General features: G+C 72.4%; 10 protein-coding genes. 3 read left to right on the top strand and 7 right to left on the bottom strand.

Annotated features, from left to right (window positions below; translation table 11 throughout):
* Positions 1 to 53 precede the first annotated feature (53 nt).
* From B1759_RS07900 to B1759_RS07875, 6 genes are all read right to left on the bottom strand, one after another.
* Entirely contained in the window at positions 54 to 4,787 is a 4,734-nt protein-coding gene (locus B1759_RS07900; protein WP_095514471.1) for a CARDB domain-containing protein, read from the bottom strand.
* Positions 4,787 to 5,542, bottom strand: coding sequence for a YaiO family outer membrane beta-barrel protein (locus tag B1759_RS07895; RefSeq protein ID WP_095514470.1), 756 nt, complete (start codon positions 5,540 to 5,542; stop codon positions 4,787 to 4,789). Before B1759_RS07895 ends, B1759_RS07900 begins: the two co-directional genes overlap by 1 nt.
* Before the next feature lie 2 nt (positions 5,543 to 5,544).
* Positions 5,545 to 6,795: a non-hydrolyzing UDP-N-acetylglucosamine 2-epimerase gene (wecB, locus tag B1759_RS07890; protein WP_095514469.1), complete on the bottom strand. Its 1,251-nt coding sequence runs from the start codon at positions 6,793 to 6,795 to the stop codon at positions 5,545 to 5,547.
* A 302-nt stretch (positions 6,796 to 7,097) separates the two neighbouring features.
* Entirely contained in the window at positions 7,098 to 8,033 is a 936-nt protein-coding gene (locus B1759_RS07885) for a hypothetical protein (protein WP_095514468.1), read from the bottom strand.
* Complete coding sequence (locus tag B1759_RS07880) at positions 8,030 to 9,475, bottom strand: glycosyltransferase family 2 protein (RefSeq protein ID WP_095514467.1); 1,446 nt, start codon at positions 9,473 to 9,475, stop codon at positions 8,030 to 8,032. Before B1759_RS07880 ends, B1759_RS07885 begins: the two co-directional genes overlap by 4 nt.
* A 147-nt stretch (positions 9,476 to 9,622) precedes the next feature.
* Entirely contained in the window at positions 9,623 to 10,300 is a 678-nt protein-coding gene (locus B1759_RS07875) for a hypothetical protein (protein ID WP_143537307.1), read from the bottom strand.
* Between the two features lie 493 nt (positions 10,301 to 10,793).
* Here B1759_RS07875 and B1759_RS07870 point away from each other — a divergent pair, with 493 nt between their 5' ends.
* Both B1759_RS07870 and B1759_RS07865 read left to right on the top strand, forming a co-directional pair.
* Positions 10,794 to 12,335, top strand: a complete 1,542-nt coding sequence (locus tag B1759_RS07870; RefSeq protein ID WP_095514465.1) for an HAD-IG family 5'-nucleotidase — start codon at positions 10,794 to 10,796, stop codon at positions 12,333 to 12,335.
* Between the two features lie 88 nt (positions 12,336 to 12,423).
* Positions 12,424 to 12,873, top strand: a complete 450-nt coding sequence (locus B1759_RS07865; protein ID WP_095514464.1) for a hypothetical protein — start codon at positions 12,424 to 12,426, stop codon at positions 12,871 to 12,873.
* A 69-nt stretch (positions 12,874 to 12,942) separates the two neighbouring features.
* On the opposite strand, the gene B1759_RS07860 is transcribed toward B1759_RS07865, so the two are convergent.
* Positions 12,943 to 13,794, bottom strand: a complete 852-nt coding sequence (locus tag B1759_RS07860) for an NAD-dependent protein deacetylase (RefSeq protein ID WP_095514463.1) — start codon at positions 13,792 to 13,794, stop codon at positions 12,943 to 12,945.
* Between the two features lie 196 nt (positions 13,795 to 13,990).
* On the opposite strand from B1759_RS07860, the gene B1759_RS07855 reads away from it, so the two are divergent.
* A complete protein-coding gene (locus B1759_RS07855; protein WP_158225171.1) occupies positions 13,991 to 16,414 on the top strand; it encodes a TonB-dependent receptor in 2,424 nt (807 codons plus the stop codon).
* The last annotated feature ends 79 nt before the right edge of the window (positions 16,415 to 16,493 follow it).

Raw genomic sequence — 16,493 nt, 5'->3', positions numbered from 1 at the left:
TGCCCGCCCCGGAGAGACTCCGGGGCGAGCACGTGGCTCGACGGTCGTTCGCGTCAGCGGACGCGCGTCATCCGCTGGGTGAGCGTGCGGCCGTCGGCGTCGAGGCGGACCACGTAGACGCCGGCTGCCAGCCCGGTGCCGTCGATCGCCACCGTGTGGCGGCCTGCGGCGAGTTCGCCGTCGACCGGGCGCGCGACCTCGCGGCCGAGCACGTCGTAGACGCGCAGCGTCGCGGGGCCCGCCGTGGCGAGGTCGAAGCGGAGTCGCGCCGAGGCCCCGAACGGGTTCGGGACCGGCGTGAGCAGCGCCACCTCGGCCGCGGCCGCCTCGGCGTCGCCCTCGGCACCTCCGAAGCGGACATCCTGCACGGCGAGGTCGAAGGCGCTCGCCCCGGCCGTGCGCGCCGTCAGCGACAGCGTCACCACGTCGGTGCCGTCGAAGCCGCGCGTGCCGTCGGCGAGGTGGAGGTCTTCGAAGTAGATCCGGTGCCGCGTGGGCTCCGGCGTCAGGCGCACCGTCGCGCCGAAGTGATCGGACGTGGCGATGGAGGCCTGCTGGAGGAGCACCTGCACCTCGCCCGAGCCCGCGGCCTCGAACTCGACGTACGAGTAGGGCGAGAGGTCGAGCGCGCCGCCGCCCGGAGCGAGCGTCCGGTAGAGCGTCGCGAAGGAGTCCATCTGGCCGGCCACGCGGACGGCGCGCTCGACGCGGCGGACGCCGTCGAGCGGCGTGCCGGTCTCGGGGGCCACCTCGAAGGCGTCGAGGCGGGCCGCCTCGGAGGTCGGGTCCAGGGCCACGCCCCAGGTGCCGTCGGCCAGGTAGAGCCGGTCCGGGGCCGCGCTCTGGTCCGTCTCCACGAAGAAGGCGGCATCGAACAGCGCGCCGGTCTCGACGGCGACCGTCACGAAGGGCTCGTCCGGCGAGCCGCCGGGCACCGCGACGGTCTGCGTGAAGGGTACCGGGGCGGCGCCCTCGGCGCGCGTCATCGTGCCGCCGGTCAGGCGGAGGCTGGTCGCTCCGGCCGCGTTGTAGAGGTCGAGCACCAGGTGCCCATCCTCGTATCGTCCCGTGCGGACGAACACGGTGGGCAGCTCGGGAGCCTGCGCGCCCTGGTTGCGGAACCGCAGCGGGCCCTCACCGGAGAGCTCGGCGAGCGTGGCCGCGACGAGCGCCGCAGCGTACTCGCGCGACGGGCCCCAGGCCTGGAAGTTGAGCACCTCGGCATCGGCCATGGCGGCCGTGTCGTACTCGTGGAGCAGGAAGCGGCTGTCCACGACGCGCTGGTCCCCGGTCCGGTAGACGACGAAGCTGATGGCGTAGTCCACCGAGCCGTCGGCCTGCGTCAGGCGCGTCAGCACGAAGGGCTGCCCGGCGACCGAGACGCGCTCGACGCCGTCGAGCACGCCGCCGCGGAGGCGATCGCAGACGGGCTTGGTGTGCTCGTAGACCTCGCCCGGCGCCGTCGCCGTCGCGAAGATGGCCCCGACCCGACGGCCGTCGGCGCGGAGGTAGTCGGCCGCGACCACGTCGAGGGCGTTGGTGACCGGCAGCAGGTCGGTCGGGGAGACCTCGACGGCGATGCTCTCGCTGGGGCCGAAGGAGGGAACGGCCAGTGCGAGCGCGCTGCTGGAGAGGCGGGCCTGGCTGCGGCGGGCCTCGGCGAGCGGGACCAGGCGGGGGGCCGGGAGCCCGGCGTCGCCCCGCGCGGCGGTCTGCTGGCGACGGCCGTAGAGCACGCTCGCGAGGGCCTGCGCCATCGAGCCGTTGGACTCGAGGCCGCCCTCCCCGGCCGTCGAGGCGCCGCCCGTAGAGGCCGAGGCCGAGGCGTAGTCGTCCTCGCTCGTGATGCCGTTGTTGGGGTCCGAGTCCACGTCCGTCTGGTCGGCGTGCGACACCTCGGCGAGCGCGGTGTAGCCGGTCAGGTCCTGGAGCAGCTGCACCTGGACGGTCAGCGTCCGGGACTCGCCGACGGCGAGGTCGCCCACGGTCCAGATGGTGCCGTCCCAGGCTCCGACCTCCGGGCTGGAGCCGACGACGGTCAGCAGGGCGCTGTCGTAGACCGGGAAGGACACCCGGACGTCGGACGCGTCGATCCCTTCCTCGTTGGAGACCGTGACGGAGAACGTCACGATGTCGCCCACGGCCGGCGCGGGGTCGCTCACGTCGAGCGCCAGCGCGAGGTCGGCGACGGCCGGAGTGACGGTGGCGGCGTCCTGATCGTCCTCGCCCGCCTCGGCGTTGTTGGGGGTCGAGTCGACGTCGGGCTCGTTCGTGGCCGTGACCTCTGCCGTGAGGCTGCCTGGCGTCGGGCCGGTGACGGTCGCGGTGACGGTCGCGTAGGCGGTCTCGCCCGAGGCGAGGTCACCCAGCGTCCAGGCTCCGGTCGCGGCGTCGTAGCTGCCGTTCGTGACCGAGAGGCCGGTCACGGTGAGGTCGCCCGCGATCGTGCCCAGGAGGTCGACGCCGGTGGCGTCGGTCGGGCCGTCGTTGGTGACGGCGACGGTGAAGGTGACCGTCTCGCCCGGGAGGGCCGCGTCGTCGTCCACCGAGACCTGGACCGAAAGGTCCACCTCGGGGGCGGCATCGAAGCCGAGCGTGTCGATGTTGTTGGTCAGGTCATCCTCGACGCGGTTGGTCGCCGTCGCGGAGGCGGAGGCGGTCACCGGGTCCTCGGTCTCGGCGCGGAGCGTCAGCGCGAGCTGCGTGCTGGCCCCGACGGCCAGCCCGGAGGGGGCCGTCCAGATGCCCGTAGCGGCGTCGTAGCTGGTGCCGACCGGGGCGTCGGTGGCGACGAGGACGTAGCCCGCCGGGATCGTCACGGCGGTCGCGATGGCCGCCGAAGCGTCGGGCCCGAGGTTGGCGACGTCCACGTAGAGGACCGTCTCGCCCATCAGGCCGGGCGTGGCGTCGGTCGTCGAGAGCGTCACCTCCAGGTCCGAGGCGAGGCTGTGCATCTGGAGCACGCTCGAGGACACGATCACCAGGTCGTTGGAGGCTGCCCGGGCCGAGAAGGTGCCCGAGGTGGTCCCCACGGGCAGGCCGCCCGAGATGGCGTACGCGTCCAGGTCGACGCTGTAGATGGCGCTGCCCTCCGTCCCCGACGTCGCGCGCGGGAGCTGGTTGAACGGGTCCGTGTTGTCGAGCACGACCGGCGTGGTAGTGTCAGCCGCGAAGGAGACGGTCTCTCCCGTGCCCTGGTTGGGGTCGCCCTCCCAGATCACGTAGTTGATCGAGGAGTTGTTGGCCGTCGGCGTCTCGAACTGGTCGATGGTGGCCGAGAACGGCTGGTCGAGGCGTACCTGGAAGCCGTCGTACAGGTTGACGCGGCTGCGGCGGGTCATCGAGGCGTCCTCGTAGACCACGTGGATGGACCAGGCCTTGAGCACGGTGGCCGTGGCGCAGTAGGGCTCCTGAGGCGTGCTCGTGGTGATGTTGCCCGTCGAGACGGTGAGCCCGCCGAGTTGGTACGCCGCGTTGCGCTTGCTCGCGACGGCCGCCGTGATGTCGGCGGAGCCCTGGAAGAAGTACATCGTGTACGTGGCGTCGTACACGTAGAGGTCCGTGAGCGGGGCCGCGTCGGTGACCGTCGCGCCGTCCAGCAGGACGGTGCCGTCGGGCGTCCGGCCCGAGCCGGCCCAGTACAGGACCGCCGAGCGGATCGTGGCGCCGGTCGGGATGCCCGTCAGGTTCAGCGTCGAGGTGGTCCCGACGGTGCACTGGTTGTTGGCGTTCGACTGGGTCCGGAAGGTGCCCGAGGCGGACGTGTAGCCCACCTTGCCCTCGAAGCCCTGGCGCAGGGACAGCGCGGTCTGGGCGTGGGCGGTGGTGCCCAGGAGCAGGGCGACGGCGAGGACGGCGAGCCACCGGGGTGCCGTCAGAAGAGGCGAGGTCATGGAGGGTGTGGTGGTGTGAATCGAAGGAGCGGGGTCGGAAGCAGGGGGGGAGGCGTCGTCCTCGGGGCCGGGCGGGGCCGGAGCGGCGGGGGCCGGCACGCCGAGGGCCGGAAGGCGCCCCTCCCAGCTCATGCCCCAGGCATAGAGCGAGACCAGGGCGAACACGTGCAGCGGTACGCCCAGGAAGAGGTAGACCGTCGGCATCCAGAGCGCCGTGCCGCTGGCGAGGGCGATCCCGTGGAGGGCGTACTGGAGCGGGACGAGGACCACCGAGTAGCCCATCGCGAGAGCCGTCAGGGCCACCTTCTGGGAGCGGCTCAGATCCTGGACGTAGAACGTCAGCCCGAGCACCAGCGGGGTCGCGGTCGTGATGGCGAGGCCGGTCGCCATCATGCCGTGGAGGTAGTCGGCGAGGGTGTAGGGGAAGTGCTCCGGCCAGAGGGCGAAGTAGACCACCGCCGAGAGCTGGACCAGCAGCACCGCGCGCGCGAGGTAGACACCCGGCCGCCACCGCTCGGCCAGGAACCCGGTCGCCAGGAACAGCGCCAGGCTCCCCAGGCCCACCCCGAACAGCAGCAGCGTGCTCGGCAGGGCGAAGGCCATCGACCAGTAGGGCACCGCCACCTCCAGCCCCCACACGTCGTGGACGCGGAGGACCGTCTCGGCGGGGGCGTCCAGGCCGGCGGCGAGCACCACGAGGGTGTGGCCCCAGAGGCGGGCGACGGCAGGCAGAGCCAGCACCCAGGCGGCCGTCACCGTGATCGTGAGCACGGCCGCCTCGGCCAGCGTGCGAGCGCGGCGGTCGAGCCGAGCAAAGGCCCGGTGCTCCAGCGCGTACGTCGACGCGCCGGAGCGATAGGGCGCACGCGCCGGACGGGAGAAGGCTGGCCGCATCAGAACCTCCGGGAGATGCCGGTGCGGAGGCCGGCGCGGGTGTAGTACGGGTTGGCGTAGAGGCCCGCGCTCACGGTCGCGCTCCAGGGGCCGCGCACCGGCTGGTGCCACGTGGCTGAGGCCTCGCCGCTGCGGAAGCCCACGTCGGTCGGCGTCGGGCCGACGAGCAGGTAGGCCTCGTGGGCCGCCGCGAGACGCACGACGGCGTGGCGCGCGGCCGGGTCGCCGAGCGTCACCGCGGCATGGGCGCCGTAGCCGAGTGCGTCGCCGGGCTGGCTGAGCGTGGCCCGCGCGCCGACTTGGGCCACGAGGCCGTCGCCGTAGAGGGTCACCTCGCCGACGGCGCTCAGGTCTCGGTGGACGTCGCGAGCATCCTGGAGGGCCACGGTCGCCGTCGTCAGCAGCTGGCGCCGCGAGCCCCACTTGCGCCCGACTCCGACGTCGGCGTGGAGGCGCGGGTAGGCGAGGCCCGACGTGCTGGACCCGGCCCCGCCGACGATCAGCCAGCGCGACCCCAGGTCTTGCGCGGCCGCGGCGCTGTAGACGAGCGCTCGGTCGCCGAAGCGCTCCTCGGCGCTCGCGTCCACGCGCAGCCAGCCGTTTCGGCGGGGCAGCGTCACGCGCACCGAGGCGGCCTGGCCGTCGGCATAGGGTCCGCTCAGCGACGAGACCTCGGCCCCGACGGCGACGGTGCGCGGCTGGGCCTCGACGGAGGCCACCAGCGAAACGACGACGAAAGCGATGAGGACGCGCATGATCAGGCGGCGAGGACCGACAGCACCACCGGGGCGGGCGGGAGCGGGCCGACGTGGGGCGCGGAGGGCGCAGGGATGCGTGGCATGCCGGTGGTAGCGCGGTGGGCGACCTCGTCGGCTAGCGTCGCGGCGATCTGCTCGCCCGCGGTGCCGTCGCCGTAGGGGTTGGTCTCGCAGCGGAGCGCAGCGTAGGCGTCGGGGCGAGTCGTCAGGTCGCGGAGCCAGCCGCGGACCGCGTCGCCGCTGGCGCCGACCAGCACGCCGCCGCCGGCCTCGATCAGCTCCGGTCGCTCGGTGGTCTGGCGGAGCACCAGCACCGGGCGGTCGAGCGCGGCGGCTTCCTCCTGGATGCCGCCCGAGTCGGTCAGCACGAGCCAGGACCGGCGCAGCGCCCACAGCATGGCGGGGTAGTCCAGCGGCTCGACGAGGCGGATGCGGGCGCGCGCTGCCGCCGAGAGCCCCGCGCGGTCGAGGCCCGCCTGGACGGCGGCTCCGACGGCCGGATTCGGGTGGACGGGCCATAGAACGCGGAGGTCAGGTGTGGCCAGGACCGCCTCGGCGATCGCGGCCGCCACCTCCTCGATGGGGCGGCCCCAGTTCTCACGGCGGTGCATCGTCACGAGCGCCAGGCGTCCGCTCCGGGTCCACTCGGCCGTGTCGGCCGGGAGGCCCGAGGGCACCCAACTGCCGGACCCGATCACACCCAGCCCGTGGTGTACGGCGTCGACGACGGTGTTGCCGACCAGCGAAATGCTCTCCGGGCGGACGCCCTCGCGCACCAGGTTGCGGACGGCGCGGTGCGTCGGGGCGAAGTGCCACGTCGCCAGGCGCGCGATCACCGTCCGGTTCATCTCCTCCGGGAAGGGGTCGGTCGGGTTGCCCGACCGGAGCCCGGCCTCGACGTGACCCACCGGCGCGCCGGCGTAGAACGCTGCCATCGCAGCCGACAGCGCCGACGAGGTGTCGCCGTGGACCAGGACGGCCTCGGCGTTCTCAGCATCCAGCACGCCGTCGAGGGCGTCGAGGAGTTGGGCGTTGAGGTGGCCCAGGCTCGGCCGCTCGCGTGTGAGGTCCAGCACCCGGTCCGGCTCCATGCCGAAGAACTGGTACAGCGGCCACGCGATCGAGTCGTGCTGGCCGGTGTGCAGGACCACGGGCGTCAGGGGGCCGCCGCGGAGGGCGTGGTACACCGGAGCCATCTTGATGATCTCCGGGCGGGTCCCCATGCAGAGGAGGACGGTCGAGCGGGGCATGCAACTGTGTGGTGGGAGTTCTGAGTCCATGCACCCCCCATGCCGCACACCCCCTCTGTCGACGAACGGCGGGGCTGCGCCGACCAACGGCCGGGGCTACCGACGAATCCCTCGAATCGATCTGCGAACAGTGTTCTGGGCCGTTTTCGTGGCGTTCCGGGATGCCCTGCAGGGTTCCGTTTCGTACCCCTCAGTCCGTCGCGGCCTCGCCCTCGTCCACTCTGCAAGCGCGCGCTCCATCCCTCCGCCCGGAGAAGGGGGAGGGCCTCCGCCTCGGGAGGCTCGCGAGGCGGGACGTGGCCTCAGGCCACCGCGTCCGCTGCGGCCGTCATCGAGAGCGTCCGCCCGGTCGTCTCGGCCCAGAGGGTGCCGTGGATGCGCGCCCCGGATGCGACCTGGATTTCGCGGGCGGTCGCCGTCGTGGGGGCCGTGGGCTGGCCGATGCAGGCACTCGCCCCGATCGTCAGCACGCCCTCTGCGACCGCCGCCCCGGTCACGGTCGCGCGGTCTCCCAGCGTGAGGTCGTTCCCGGCAAACAGGTTGCCGCCGACCGCCGCGCCGTGCCCGAGCGTCACGTCCCCATGGGCCTTTACGTCGCCGGTGACGTGAGCGCCGGGGCCGAGCGCGAGGGTGCCGGTGACGACCAGGGTGACGTCGAGGCGGGCCCCCGGCGGCACCATCAGGTCGCCGCGGATGAGCGCTCGCCCGGCTCGCAGATCGGCGTCATCGGGGACGGGGAAGTCGAACGGAGCCGGGATGGCGTCCGGGAGCGTGGCGCTGCCCACTCCCACCTCGATGGTGGGGGCGTGGACGCGCTCGAAGGTGACGTCCGAGCCGAGCCAGAAGTGGGTGCCCGCCTCCGCCGACCCACGCAGCACCGATCCGGGATCGACCTCCACGGAGCCGCCCACCTGAAGCCGCCGCCGCACCGTCGTGCCGGCCCGCAGGCGCGCCATGCCGCTCACGCGGATCTCATCGGCCGACTGGCCCACCGCGCCGATGTAGGCGTGGCGGACGATCAGCGGGAGATCACGCGCGGGGTCCGCATCGGAGCGTCCGTCTGGGAGCTGGGGCGGGACGTCGTCCGCGTCGGGCGTGGCGAGGCGGAGGTCCTCCTGGTACCGCTCGGAGATGGGCAGGGCCCCGTCGTCGTGGGGGCGGAGCGCCTCGTGGAGGGCCGGAAGGAAGGGGAGGGCGAGCCAGCAGAGGACGGCCGCCAGCAGGAGGAAGGCGGTCATGGAGGGGGGAGAGGGGCCGTCGGCGCGTTCGTGCGGAAGCGCTCGGTCTTGTGCCAGACGAAGGCTCCGCCCGGCCGGATCTCGTCGAGGACTGCCTGGCTGGTGGCGACGAGGCTGACCAGGAAGCCGAGCAGGTTCAGGGGGAGCAGGCGGATGCGCCGCGGAGACCCGTCCAGCCGCGCGCCGGTCGCGATCTCGAAGAAGGCCGCGAAGTTGCCCATCGTGTTGTACGAGGCGACGGCCAGCATGGCGATGAACCCGTGCAGGGGGTGGGCGCCGAGGTAGAACAGCGCCGTCGCGAGCACCCAGCCGAGCAGCAGCACCGGACTCATGGCGTAGACCCCCATCAGCAGCGCGCCGTCGAGGCGCTCGCGCCACCGCAGGTGCCGACCCGTGAGGATCCCGCCCGTGAAGCGGCGGGCCACGTCGGTGTGGCCCCGCGCCCACCTCTTGATCTGGCGGATTCGGACGGGCCACTCCTCGGGGCTCTCCTCGTAGCACTCGGCCCGGTTGACGTAGGCCACCTTCCAGCCCCCGGTGAGCAGGCGGCAGGTGGCATCGGTGTCCTCAGAGAGCGTCTCCGGGTTCCAACCGCCGACGGCGTCCAGCGCCGCCCGGCGCACGCCGCCGACTGTGCCGCCGTACTGAGGCACGAGGCCCAGGTTGACGCGCGCCTGCTGGTCCACCTGATACCCGCCGGTGCGCTCCAGGTCCAGGAGTCGCGTCAGCAGGTTCGAGTCGGTGTTGACGGGCACCACGCGACCCATGACGCAGCCCACCTCGGGGTCGGCGAAGGGAGCCACGAGCCGCTTTAGGATGTCGCGGCCCGGCAGGTAGTCGGCGTCGAACACGATGACGACCTCCGAGTCCACCTGGGCCATCGCGTCGGCCAGGGCCGCGGCCTTGCCGGGCTTGCCGTCGGTCCGGTGGAAGGGCTGGATGCGGCCCGGGTACCGCTCGACGTAGGCGTCGATGATCTCGCGCGTCCGGTCCTTCGAGCGGTCGTTGACGGGCACGAGCGCGAGCCGGTCGGTCGGGTAGTCGACCTGGAGCAGGTTCTCCAGGCTGGACCCGATCACGGCCTCCTCGTTGTGCGCCGCGATGAACACGGTCACCGTCGGCCAGTCGAGCGTGTCGACGAGGGCGTAGGGATGTCGCTGGCGGCCGAGCAGGCGGCTCAGCGTGAACACGTAGTGCCTCGCCGTGTAGACGAGCACCAGGAAGATCACACCTCCCAGCGTGTAGATCAGTACCGTCTCGACCCACGAGTGGTCGAGGTCGACGCTCGGCGGCGGAGCGGCTTCGACACGCCAGGGCCCCTCCCAGGCAGAGTCGAGAGGCTGGGCGAGGGCCGGTGGGGCGGCGCTGAGCAGGAACAGGGCGATCAGAGACCGCAGCAGGCGTCGGGCGGGCACCGTGTGGTGGGACGGCGAAGGAAGCATGTGACGCTCTTCAGCAAGCTCCCTGCCAGTCCGGAGGGCGGACCGCGCCCTGCCTTCACCCCGCCTCTCGGAACCCGGACGAGCCGATCCCGAGAGGCGAAGTGGAGGGGGCCGCGACCGAGCACCGCCGAGCCCCACGAGGACTCATCAGAAGCGAGCCCGAAGGGATGCGGAGCCGTCCAGCGTGGACTGGAGGGAGCGGACGACGGCATCCCCGCCGCTCACACGCGCCGCTGACGCGCGGATCGACTCCAGGCCGCATCCGTCGCAGTCGGTCTTGATCTCGACGTACCGTTCGGCGGCGGCGTAGGCGGTGCTTGCGGTCGTGGCGACCCGCTCTGTCGGCCAGTGCGCCTCGAGCGTCGAGAGAGCGCGGTCGATGAGCCCCGCTGTCGGGTTCCGGTGCCTCACCAGCACCTCGGTGTAGTCGCCGATGGCATCGAGGCGGTCCGGGTCGGTCTCGGGGGAGCCCGGCAGGAGCTGCGTCTCGAGCATCAGGATGGCGATGTACTGCTCCTTCTCGAAGGCCGGGGCGTTCGGATGCTGGGCGGCGGCCCGTTCGGCAGCGACGTGCGCTTCTTGCCAGGTTTCGGCTCCACCGATCGCGTAGCGGACAGCGCTTCGCATCGCAGAGCGCGCCTTGAATCCCTCGTGCCGCGCATCCGGGTCCTCGCTTTCGTGGTAGCCGTCAGGGACGGCGGTCACCAGCATGGCGGGGGAGGCTGCGACCCGGGGAGCGACATCCTGTTGGGACAGGGTTGCCTCACAGCCCGCGAGGAACAGGATGGAGCAGACCGCGAGGGAGTGAAAGAGGAGGGGTCTCATAGGTCGAGGGGGCTTGGCAGCGGAACGCGGTGCACTCTCTGCTTCCAGTGGTCACTCCTGACATGCGAACCCCGTCGGCTCACCATGTCCTTCATCCGGTGTCGTCTGTCAGAGAGTGGTGAGAGATGGAGGTCGAGCGACCTCATCGTGCGTCGCAGGATTCGCTGGATAGGCGGCGAGCAGAGTTCGGTGTGTCGAAGCGGAGGCATTTGGTGCCTTCGTGATTGAAACCTTATGGTATCGATGGATACATGTCAATAGGTGCGTCTCATTAACGACTCGTAACGTGATCCGACGCAGGTGTGGGGTCGAGAGGGGACTGTCGGCCGCACCGGGAGCGAGGCTAGGGAGAAGGGAACAGAGATCTCGCCACCTCGGTGCCGAGGCGGGCAGGGTCGCTGGCCGCACGTCGGCATGACCGGACGGTGAACAGCGTCCCCCACGGGAACGAGTCGGCGCGGGCGGGGCGTTCGGTCGGAAACCACACGACTCTATGGACGCCACCATCGGCACTGGAATCCACGGCACGCCCGCCGTCCCCGACGCTTTCGACCACCCTCGCGGTCTCTTCTGCAACCGGACCCTCAACCTCCGCAAGATCGAGGCCATCGGGTACGACATGGACTACACGCTGGTCCACTACCACGTCGCGCTGTGGGAGGAGCGCGCGTACGCCTACATCCGCGACGGGCTCGTCCGCCAGGGCTGGCCTGTTTCGGACCTCGTCTTCGACCCCGACCTCGTGGTGCAGGGGCTCGTGGTGGATACGGAGAAGGGCAACGTGGTCAAGGCCAACCGCTTCGGCTACGTCAAGCGGGCCTTCCACGGGACGCGCTCGCTACCCTACGCCGAGCAGCGGAAAACGTACCGCCGCACGCTCGTCGACCTCCACGACCGCCGCTGGCGGTTCATGAACACGCTCTTTTCGATCTCCGAGGCCAGCATCTACCTCCAACTGGTCGACAAGCTGGACGAGGGCGTCCTGCCGACGGGGCTGGGCTACGACGATCTCTACGAGGCCATCCGCAAGACGCTCGACGCGGCCCACCTAGAGGGCCTGCTGAAGGCCGAGATCCTGGCCGACCCCGACCGCTTCGTCGAGCGCGACCCGGACATTCCGCTCACGCTGCTCGACCAGAAGAACGCGGGCAAGAAGGTGCTGCTCATCACCAACTCGGAGTGGGAGTACGCGGCGCCGATCCTGCGCTACGCCTTCGATCCGTACCTGCCCGGCGACATGACCTGGGAGGACCTGTTCGACATCGCCATCGTCGGCGCGCGGAAGCCGGCCTTCTTCGACGAGCGCGCGCCCGCGTTCGAGGTCGTCGGCGAGGACGAGGACGGCCGGGCGGTGCTGCGGAGCCAGACCGGGATGCTGGAGGAGGGGCGCGCCTACGTCGGCGGCCACGCGGCGCTGGTGGAGGCCAGCCTCGGGCTGAGCGGCTCCGAGATCCTGTACGTGGGCGACCACGTGTTCGCGGACGTGAAGGCGTCGAAGAGCGTCCTCCGGTGGCGGACGGCCCTCGTGCTGCGTCCGCTGGAGGACGAGATCGAGGCGCTCGACGCGTGGCGCGGCACGCAGGCGCGGCTCTCGGCCATGATGTCGGAGAAGGAGCGCCTGGAGGCCTACTTTTCGGCGCTCCGCCTGGAGCGGCAGCGCAACGACCAGGGCTACGGCCCGCTGACGGAGCGCTCGCCGGAGTGGCTGAGCGAACAGATCACGGCCGTCCGCGAGCGGCTGCTGGTGCTGGACGCCGAGATCGCCCCGCTGGCCGCCGAGGCGAGCCGTCTCGTCAACCCCCGCTGGGGGCCGCTGATGTGGGCGGGCAACGACAAGAGCCACCTCGCCCGCCAGATCGAGGCGTCGGCGGACATCTACACGGCGCGCGTCTCCAACTTTCTCCACTACACGCCCTTCGTGACGCTTCGCAGCCCGCGTGGCTCGCTCCCCCACGACCATGCCACGCCCCAGGACCGCGGCCTCGAAGCCGCCGCCCACGAGATGGGCGTGGACGGGTTCGGGGAAGAGGGATGAGGGCTCCGCGATCAGGGGGGCTCGTCGCGGGTTCGTGGCCTGTTCGCGCTCCTCTGCTGACTCCTGATTCCTCGCCCTCCGATTCCTGATGCCTCCTTCGTCCCCCCTTTCCAAGTACCAGCGCCGGGTCCTCTCGGACGCCCTCCGGCTCGTCCGCGACCAGCGGCAGCGAGGGGAGGCCGAGGGTGCCCCGTTCCCGCCCGCAGTGGCATGGACCACACCCTTCGCACTCGGCTACTTCGTCGGCGTGGTGGACGGGCTGTGCCAGGCCCACAGCGTCGCGTTCGACGGGATGGGGCTTGCCATCGTGGGACTGGTCCTCGACGACGCGTTCGGGCGGCCGGAGAGCGACCGCCTCCGCCAGCGCGCCGTGGCGTTGATGAACGCGGGTGACGCCGACTTCCAGCGCGGGCGCCCGTGGGGCGGCAACGAGGCCATCGGGATGCAGCGCGGCATCATGCAGCCGGTCGGACTGGTGCACCTGATGCGCGGCGACGAGGCGCGGATGGGTGGGCCGGTCGGCGGTCCGCAGGCATAGGAGCCTGGCAGCCCTGTCCGCCTCGGTGCCGAGGTGGGAGTATCCGGCGGGCCACTGAGGTGGAGGGCGTCAGGCGCCGAGCGCGTCCGCCAACGCGGGCAGCACGTCGCCCAGGCGCGCGTCCACGGCGACGGCGGCGTGACGGTGCCCGCGCGTCTCGCCCAGCGTCACGATGGCGACCGGCGTGCCCTCTTTCTCCGCCTGCCGCACGAACCGATAGCCGCTATAGACCGCCAGGCTGGAGCCGACCACCAGCAGCGCGTCGGCGCGCGACACCATCCCGGCGGCCTCGGCGACGCGCGGCTTGGGGACGCTCTCGCCGAAGAACACCACGTCGGGCTTGAGGACGCCGCCGCACGCCGGGCACGCGGGCGGCACGAAGGCCGCGACCCCGGCCTCGATCTCCACGTCGCCGTCGGGCGCGACCCGCCCTGTCTCGGCGCCGAGGTCGACCCAGCCGGGGTTGCGAGCGGCGATCTGTGCCTGCACCGACTGGCGCGACTGGCGCGCGTCGCAGCCCAGGCAGACGACCCGGTCCAGCGCGCCGTGCAGTTCCACCACCCGTTCGGACCCGGCGGCCTGATGGAGCCCGTCGACGTTCTGCGTGATGACGCCCTCGACCCTGCCCGCCGCCTCCAGCGTCGCGAGGGCGCGGTGGCCGTCGTTGGGGCGGGCGCCGGTCATGCGCGCCCAACCGCGGCTCGCGCGGGCCCAGTAGCGCTGCCGCGCGGCGGCGTCGCGCACGAAGTCGTCGTACTGGACCGGGCGGCGCTCGATGTGGCGCGTCTCGGGGCCGCGGTAGTCGGGGATGCCGGACTCGGTCGAGATTCCGGCGCCTGCCAGCACGGCGAGGCGTCGGTCGCGGAGGAGGTCCACGAGAGCGTCGAGGTCAGCGGGGCGGGAGGGCGTGAGCGTGTCCATAGCCCGCCAACGCCGCCCAGGCGGGCGGAGTGTCCGGGCGACGAGGCATGACGGATTCCGGATGCGGGAAGTCGAGGCAAGGCAACGCGTTGGTCATTGTGAAGGAATCGTGGGTGTGGTATTCTCTCGGTCCCGGAGCCGCCTGGCCGTGCCTCCGCCCCCTGCGGTGCGCGCAGGGCTGGGCCTTCCGACTTCCATGGTGCGTCTCGTCCTCGGCCTCGTCGTCCTCCTGTCTGCCGGAGCCTCCGCGCAGACCGTGGTGAGCGGCACGGTCACGGACGCGCGGACGGGCGGGGTGCTGATCGGCGCGGCCGTCTACGCGCCGACGCTCGACCGAGGCGCGGTCACGAACGCGTACGGCCACTACAGCCTGCCCCTCCCGGCCGACTCCGTGGCGCTGGTCGTCTCGTCGGTCGGCTACCAGCCGCGCGAGGTGGAGTCGGCGGACGCCGAGGGCGGCCGGCTGAACGTGGCCCTCGTCCCCGCCGACCTCGGCGAGGTGGTGGTCGAGGCGGACGGGGCGGGCGCGGCGCGGCCCGAGGAGACGCCCCAGATGGGCACGGTCGCGCTGTCGGGGCGCGACGTGCAGGCGCTCCCCGCGCTGCTCGGCGAGGCCGACGTGCTGAAGGCGGTCCAGTTGCTGCCGGGCGTCCGCGCGGGGCAGGAGGGGACGGCGGGGCTCTACGTCCGCGGCGGCTCGCCCGACCAGACGCTCGTGCTGCTCGACGGCACACCGCTCTACAACGCCGCCCACCTGTTCGGCTTCCTCTCGACGTTCAACGCGGACGCCGTCAGCCGGGTGGAGTTGACGAAGGGCGCCTACCCGGCGCGCTTCGGCGGGCGGCTGGCGTCGGTGCTGGACGTGCGCCTGCGCGACGGCGACTTCGAGCGGCGGCGCGTGCGCGGGCAGGTCGGGCTGCTCTCGACGACGGTCCTGGCGGAAGGACCGGTCGTTCCCGGCCAGGCCTCGCTGCTGGTCTCGGGGCGGCGGACGCACGTCAACCTGCTCGCGCGACCCTTCATCGACCGCGCCAACGAGGACGCGATGGCGCGCAACGACGCCACGCTCGACCCCCGCCTCTCGTTCTACGACCTCAACGCCAAGCTGAGCTGGCGACCGGCCGACCGCGACCGCGTCTACCTGAGCGTCTACCGCGGCGGCGACGCGTTCGGGTTCACCGCCGTCGACCCCGAGGTGGCCTGCACCGGCGGCGACTGCGCGACGACGGGCGTCGAGAACGTGACGGGCGGCGCGCTCGACTGGGGCTCGCTGACGGGCTCCGTCCGCGCCACCCGCGTGCTCTCGCCGCGCGTGTTCGGCGCGCTCACGCTGACGGCCAGCGACTACCGATTCGACGTCGAGGTGACCTCCGACGAGGGGCGCAACGGGCCGAGCCCGGTCGCGGCGGCGGCGCTCTACCGGTCTGGCATCCGCGACCTCAGTGCCCGCCTCGACCTCGACATCGCCGCGGGCGCGACCCACACGCTCCGCGTCGGCGCGGCGGTCACCCGGCACCGGTTCTCGCCCGGCGCGCTGGCGCTGCTCGGCGACGAGGCGGCCACGGGCGTCCCCACCGACACGACGCTCGGCGGCGGCGCCTCGGACGGCATCCAGGGCGTCCTCTACGTGGACGACACGTGGCGCCTCGGGCCGCTCACGCTCGGCCTCGGGGTGCACGGCGCGCTCTACGCCTCGGGCCGGTACCGCTACCCGTCCGTCGAGCCGCGCATCGCGGCGTCGCTCCGCGTGCTGCCGCGCGTCGCGCTGAAGGCGAGCGCCGCCGTGACCCAGCAGCCGGTCCACCTGCTGACGACTGGCGCGGGCATCGGCCTGCCCGCCGACCTGTGGGTCCCGGCCGACTCGGTGGGGCCGGAGCGGGGCACCCAGGTCGCGCTCGGCCTGGCCGGGTCGAGCCCGTCGGGGCGGACGACGTGGTCGCTGGAGGGCTACTGGCGCGACATGCGCGGGCTGGTCGCCTACCGCGACGGCGCCGCCTTCACGACGCCCTTCGACGACTGGCAGGAACTGGTGGTGACCGGCGAGGGGCGGAGCCGCGGGCTCGAAGCGCTCGTCGAGCACCGCACCGACCGGCTGACGACGTGGCTCGCCTACACGCTCGCCAAGACCGACCGTCGGTTCGACGCCATTGCGGACGGCGCCTGGTTTCCCTACCGCTACGACCGACGCCACGACGTGTCCGCCGTCGCCGTGCTCCGCCTCGGGCGCGTCGACGCCTCGGTCGCGGCCGTCTACGGCACCGGCGACGCCGTCACGCTCCCGGCGGCGACCTACGACGCGACGTTCCTCAGTTCGGGCTCCATCGGGTACTGGACGCAGTCCGTTCCTGCATCGGCGTCGGAGGTGGCGTACGGGCCGCGCAACGGCAACCGGCTCCCCGCCTACTCGCGCCTCGACCTCGGGCTGACGGTCCACATCCAGCGCGGCGACCGGCCCCACGCGGTCGCCCTCAACGTCTACAACGCCCTCAACCGGAAGAACCCCTTCACCACGCTCCTCGACGAGCGGACCGACCCGGAGACGGGCGAGGTCCGCCAGCAACTCGTCGGTATCGCGCTGTTTCCCGTGCTGCCGTCGCTGTCGTACCGGTTCGGGTTTTGAGCGCGGTATGAGGTGCGTCGGCGGGAGCGGCTCCGCGCTCGCATCGACCGTACCTCGTATCGGGTACCCTGTCTCTCGT

The organism is Rubrivirga sp. SAORIC476 (assembly GCF_002283555.1).
In the GTDB taxonomy this organism is placed as follows: domain Bacteria; phylum Bacteroidota; class Rhodothermia; order Rhodothermales; family Rubricoccaceae; genus Rubrivirga.
The sequence above is the reverse complement of the archived record's forward strand: the minus strand, read 5'-3'. Positions and strand labels throughout refer to the sequence as shown.

Coding starts and splice junctions, on each gene's coding strand:
- B1759_RS07885 (WP_095514468.1), bottom strand. CDS start 8,033: ATGACCGCCTTCCTCCTGCTGGCGGCCGTCCTCTGCTGGCTCGCCCTC.
- B1759_RS07895 (WP_095514470.1), bottom strand. CDS start 5,542: ATGCGCGTCCTCATCGCTTTCGTCGTCGTTTCGCTGGTGGCCTCCGTC.
- B1759_RS07860 (WP_095514463.1), bottom strand. CDS start 13,794: ATGGACACGCTCACGCCCTCCCGCCCCGCTGACCTCGACGCTCTCGTG.
- B1759_RS07880 (WP_095514467.1), bottom strand. CDS start 9,475: ATGCTTCCTTCGCCGTCCCACCACACGGTGCCCGCCCGACGCCTGCTG.
- wecB (WP_095514469.1), bottom strand. CDS start 6,795: ATGCCCCGCTCGACCGTCCTCCTCTGCATGGGGACCCGCCCGGAGATC.
- B1759_RS07875 (WP_143537307.1), bottom strand. CDS start 10,300: ATGAGACCCCTCCTCTTTCACTCCCTCGCGGTCTGCTCCATCCTGTTC.
- B1759_RS07865 (WP_095514464.1), top strand. CDS start 12,424: ATGCCTCCTTCGTCCCCCCTTTCCAAGTACCAGCGCCGGGTCCTCTCG.
- B1759_RS07855 (WP_158225171.1), top strand. CDS start 13,991: ATGGTGCGTCTCGTCCTCGGCCTCGTCGTCCTCCTGTCTGCCGGAGCC.
- B1759_RS07870 (WP_095514465.1), top strand. CDS start 10,794: ATGGACGCCACCATCGGCACTGGAATCCACGGCACGCCCGCCGTCCCC.
- B1759_RS07900 (WP_095514471.1), bottom strand. CDS start 4,787: ATGCGGCCAGCCTTCTCCCGTCCGGCGCGTGCGCCCTATCGCTCCGGC.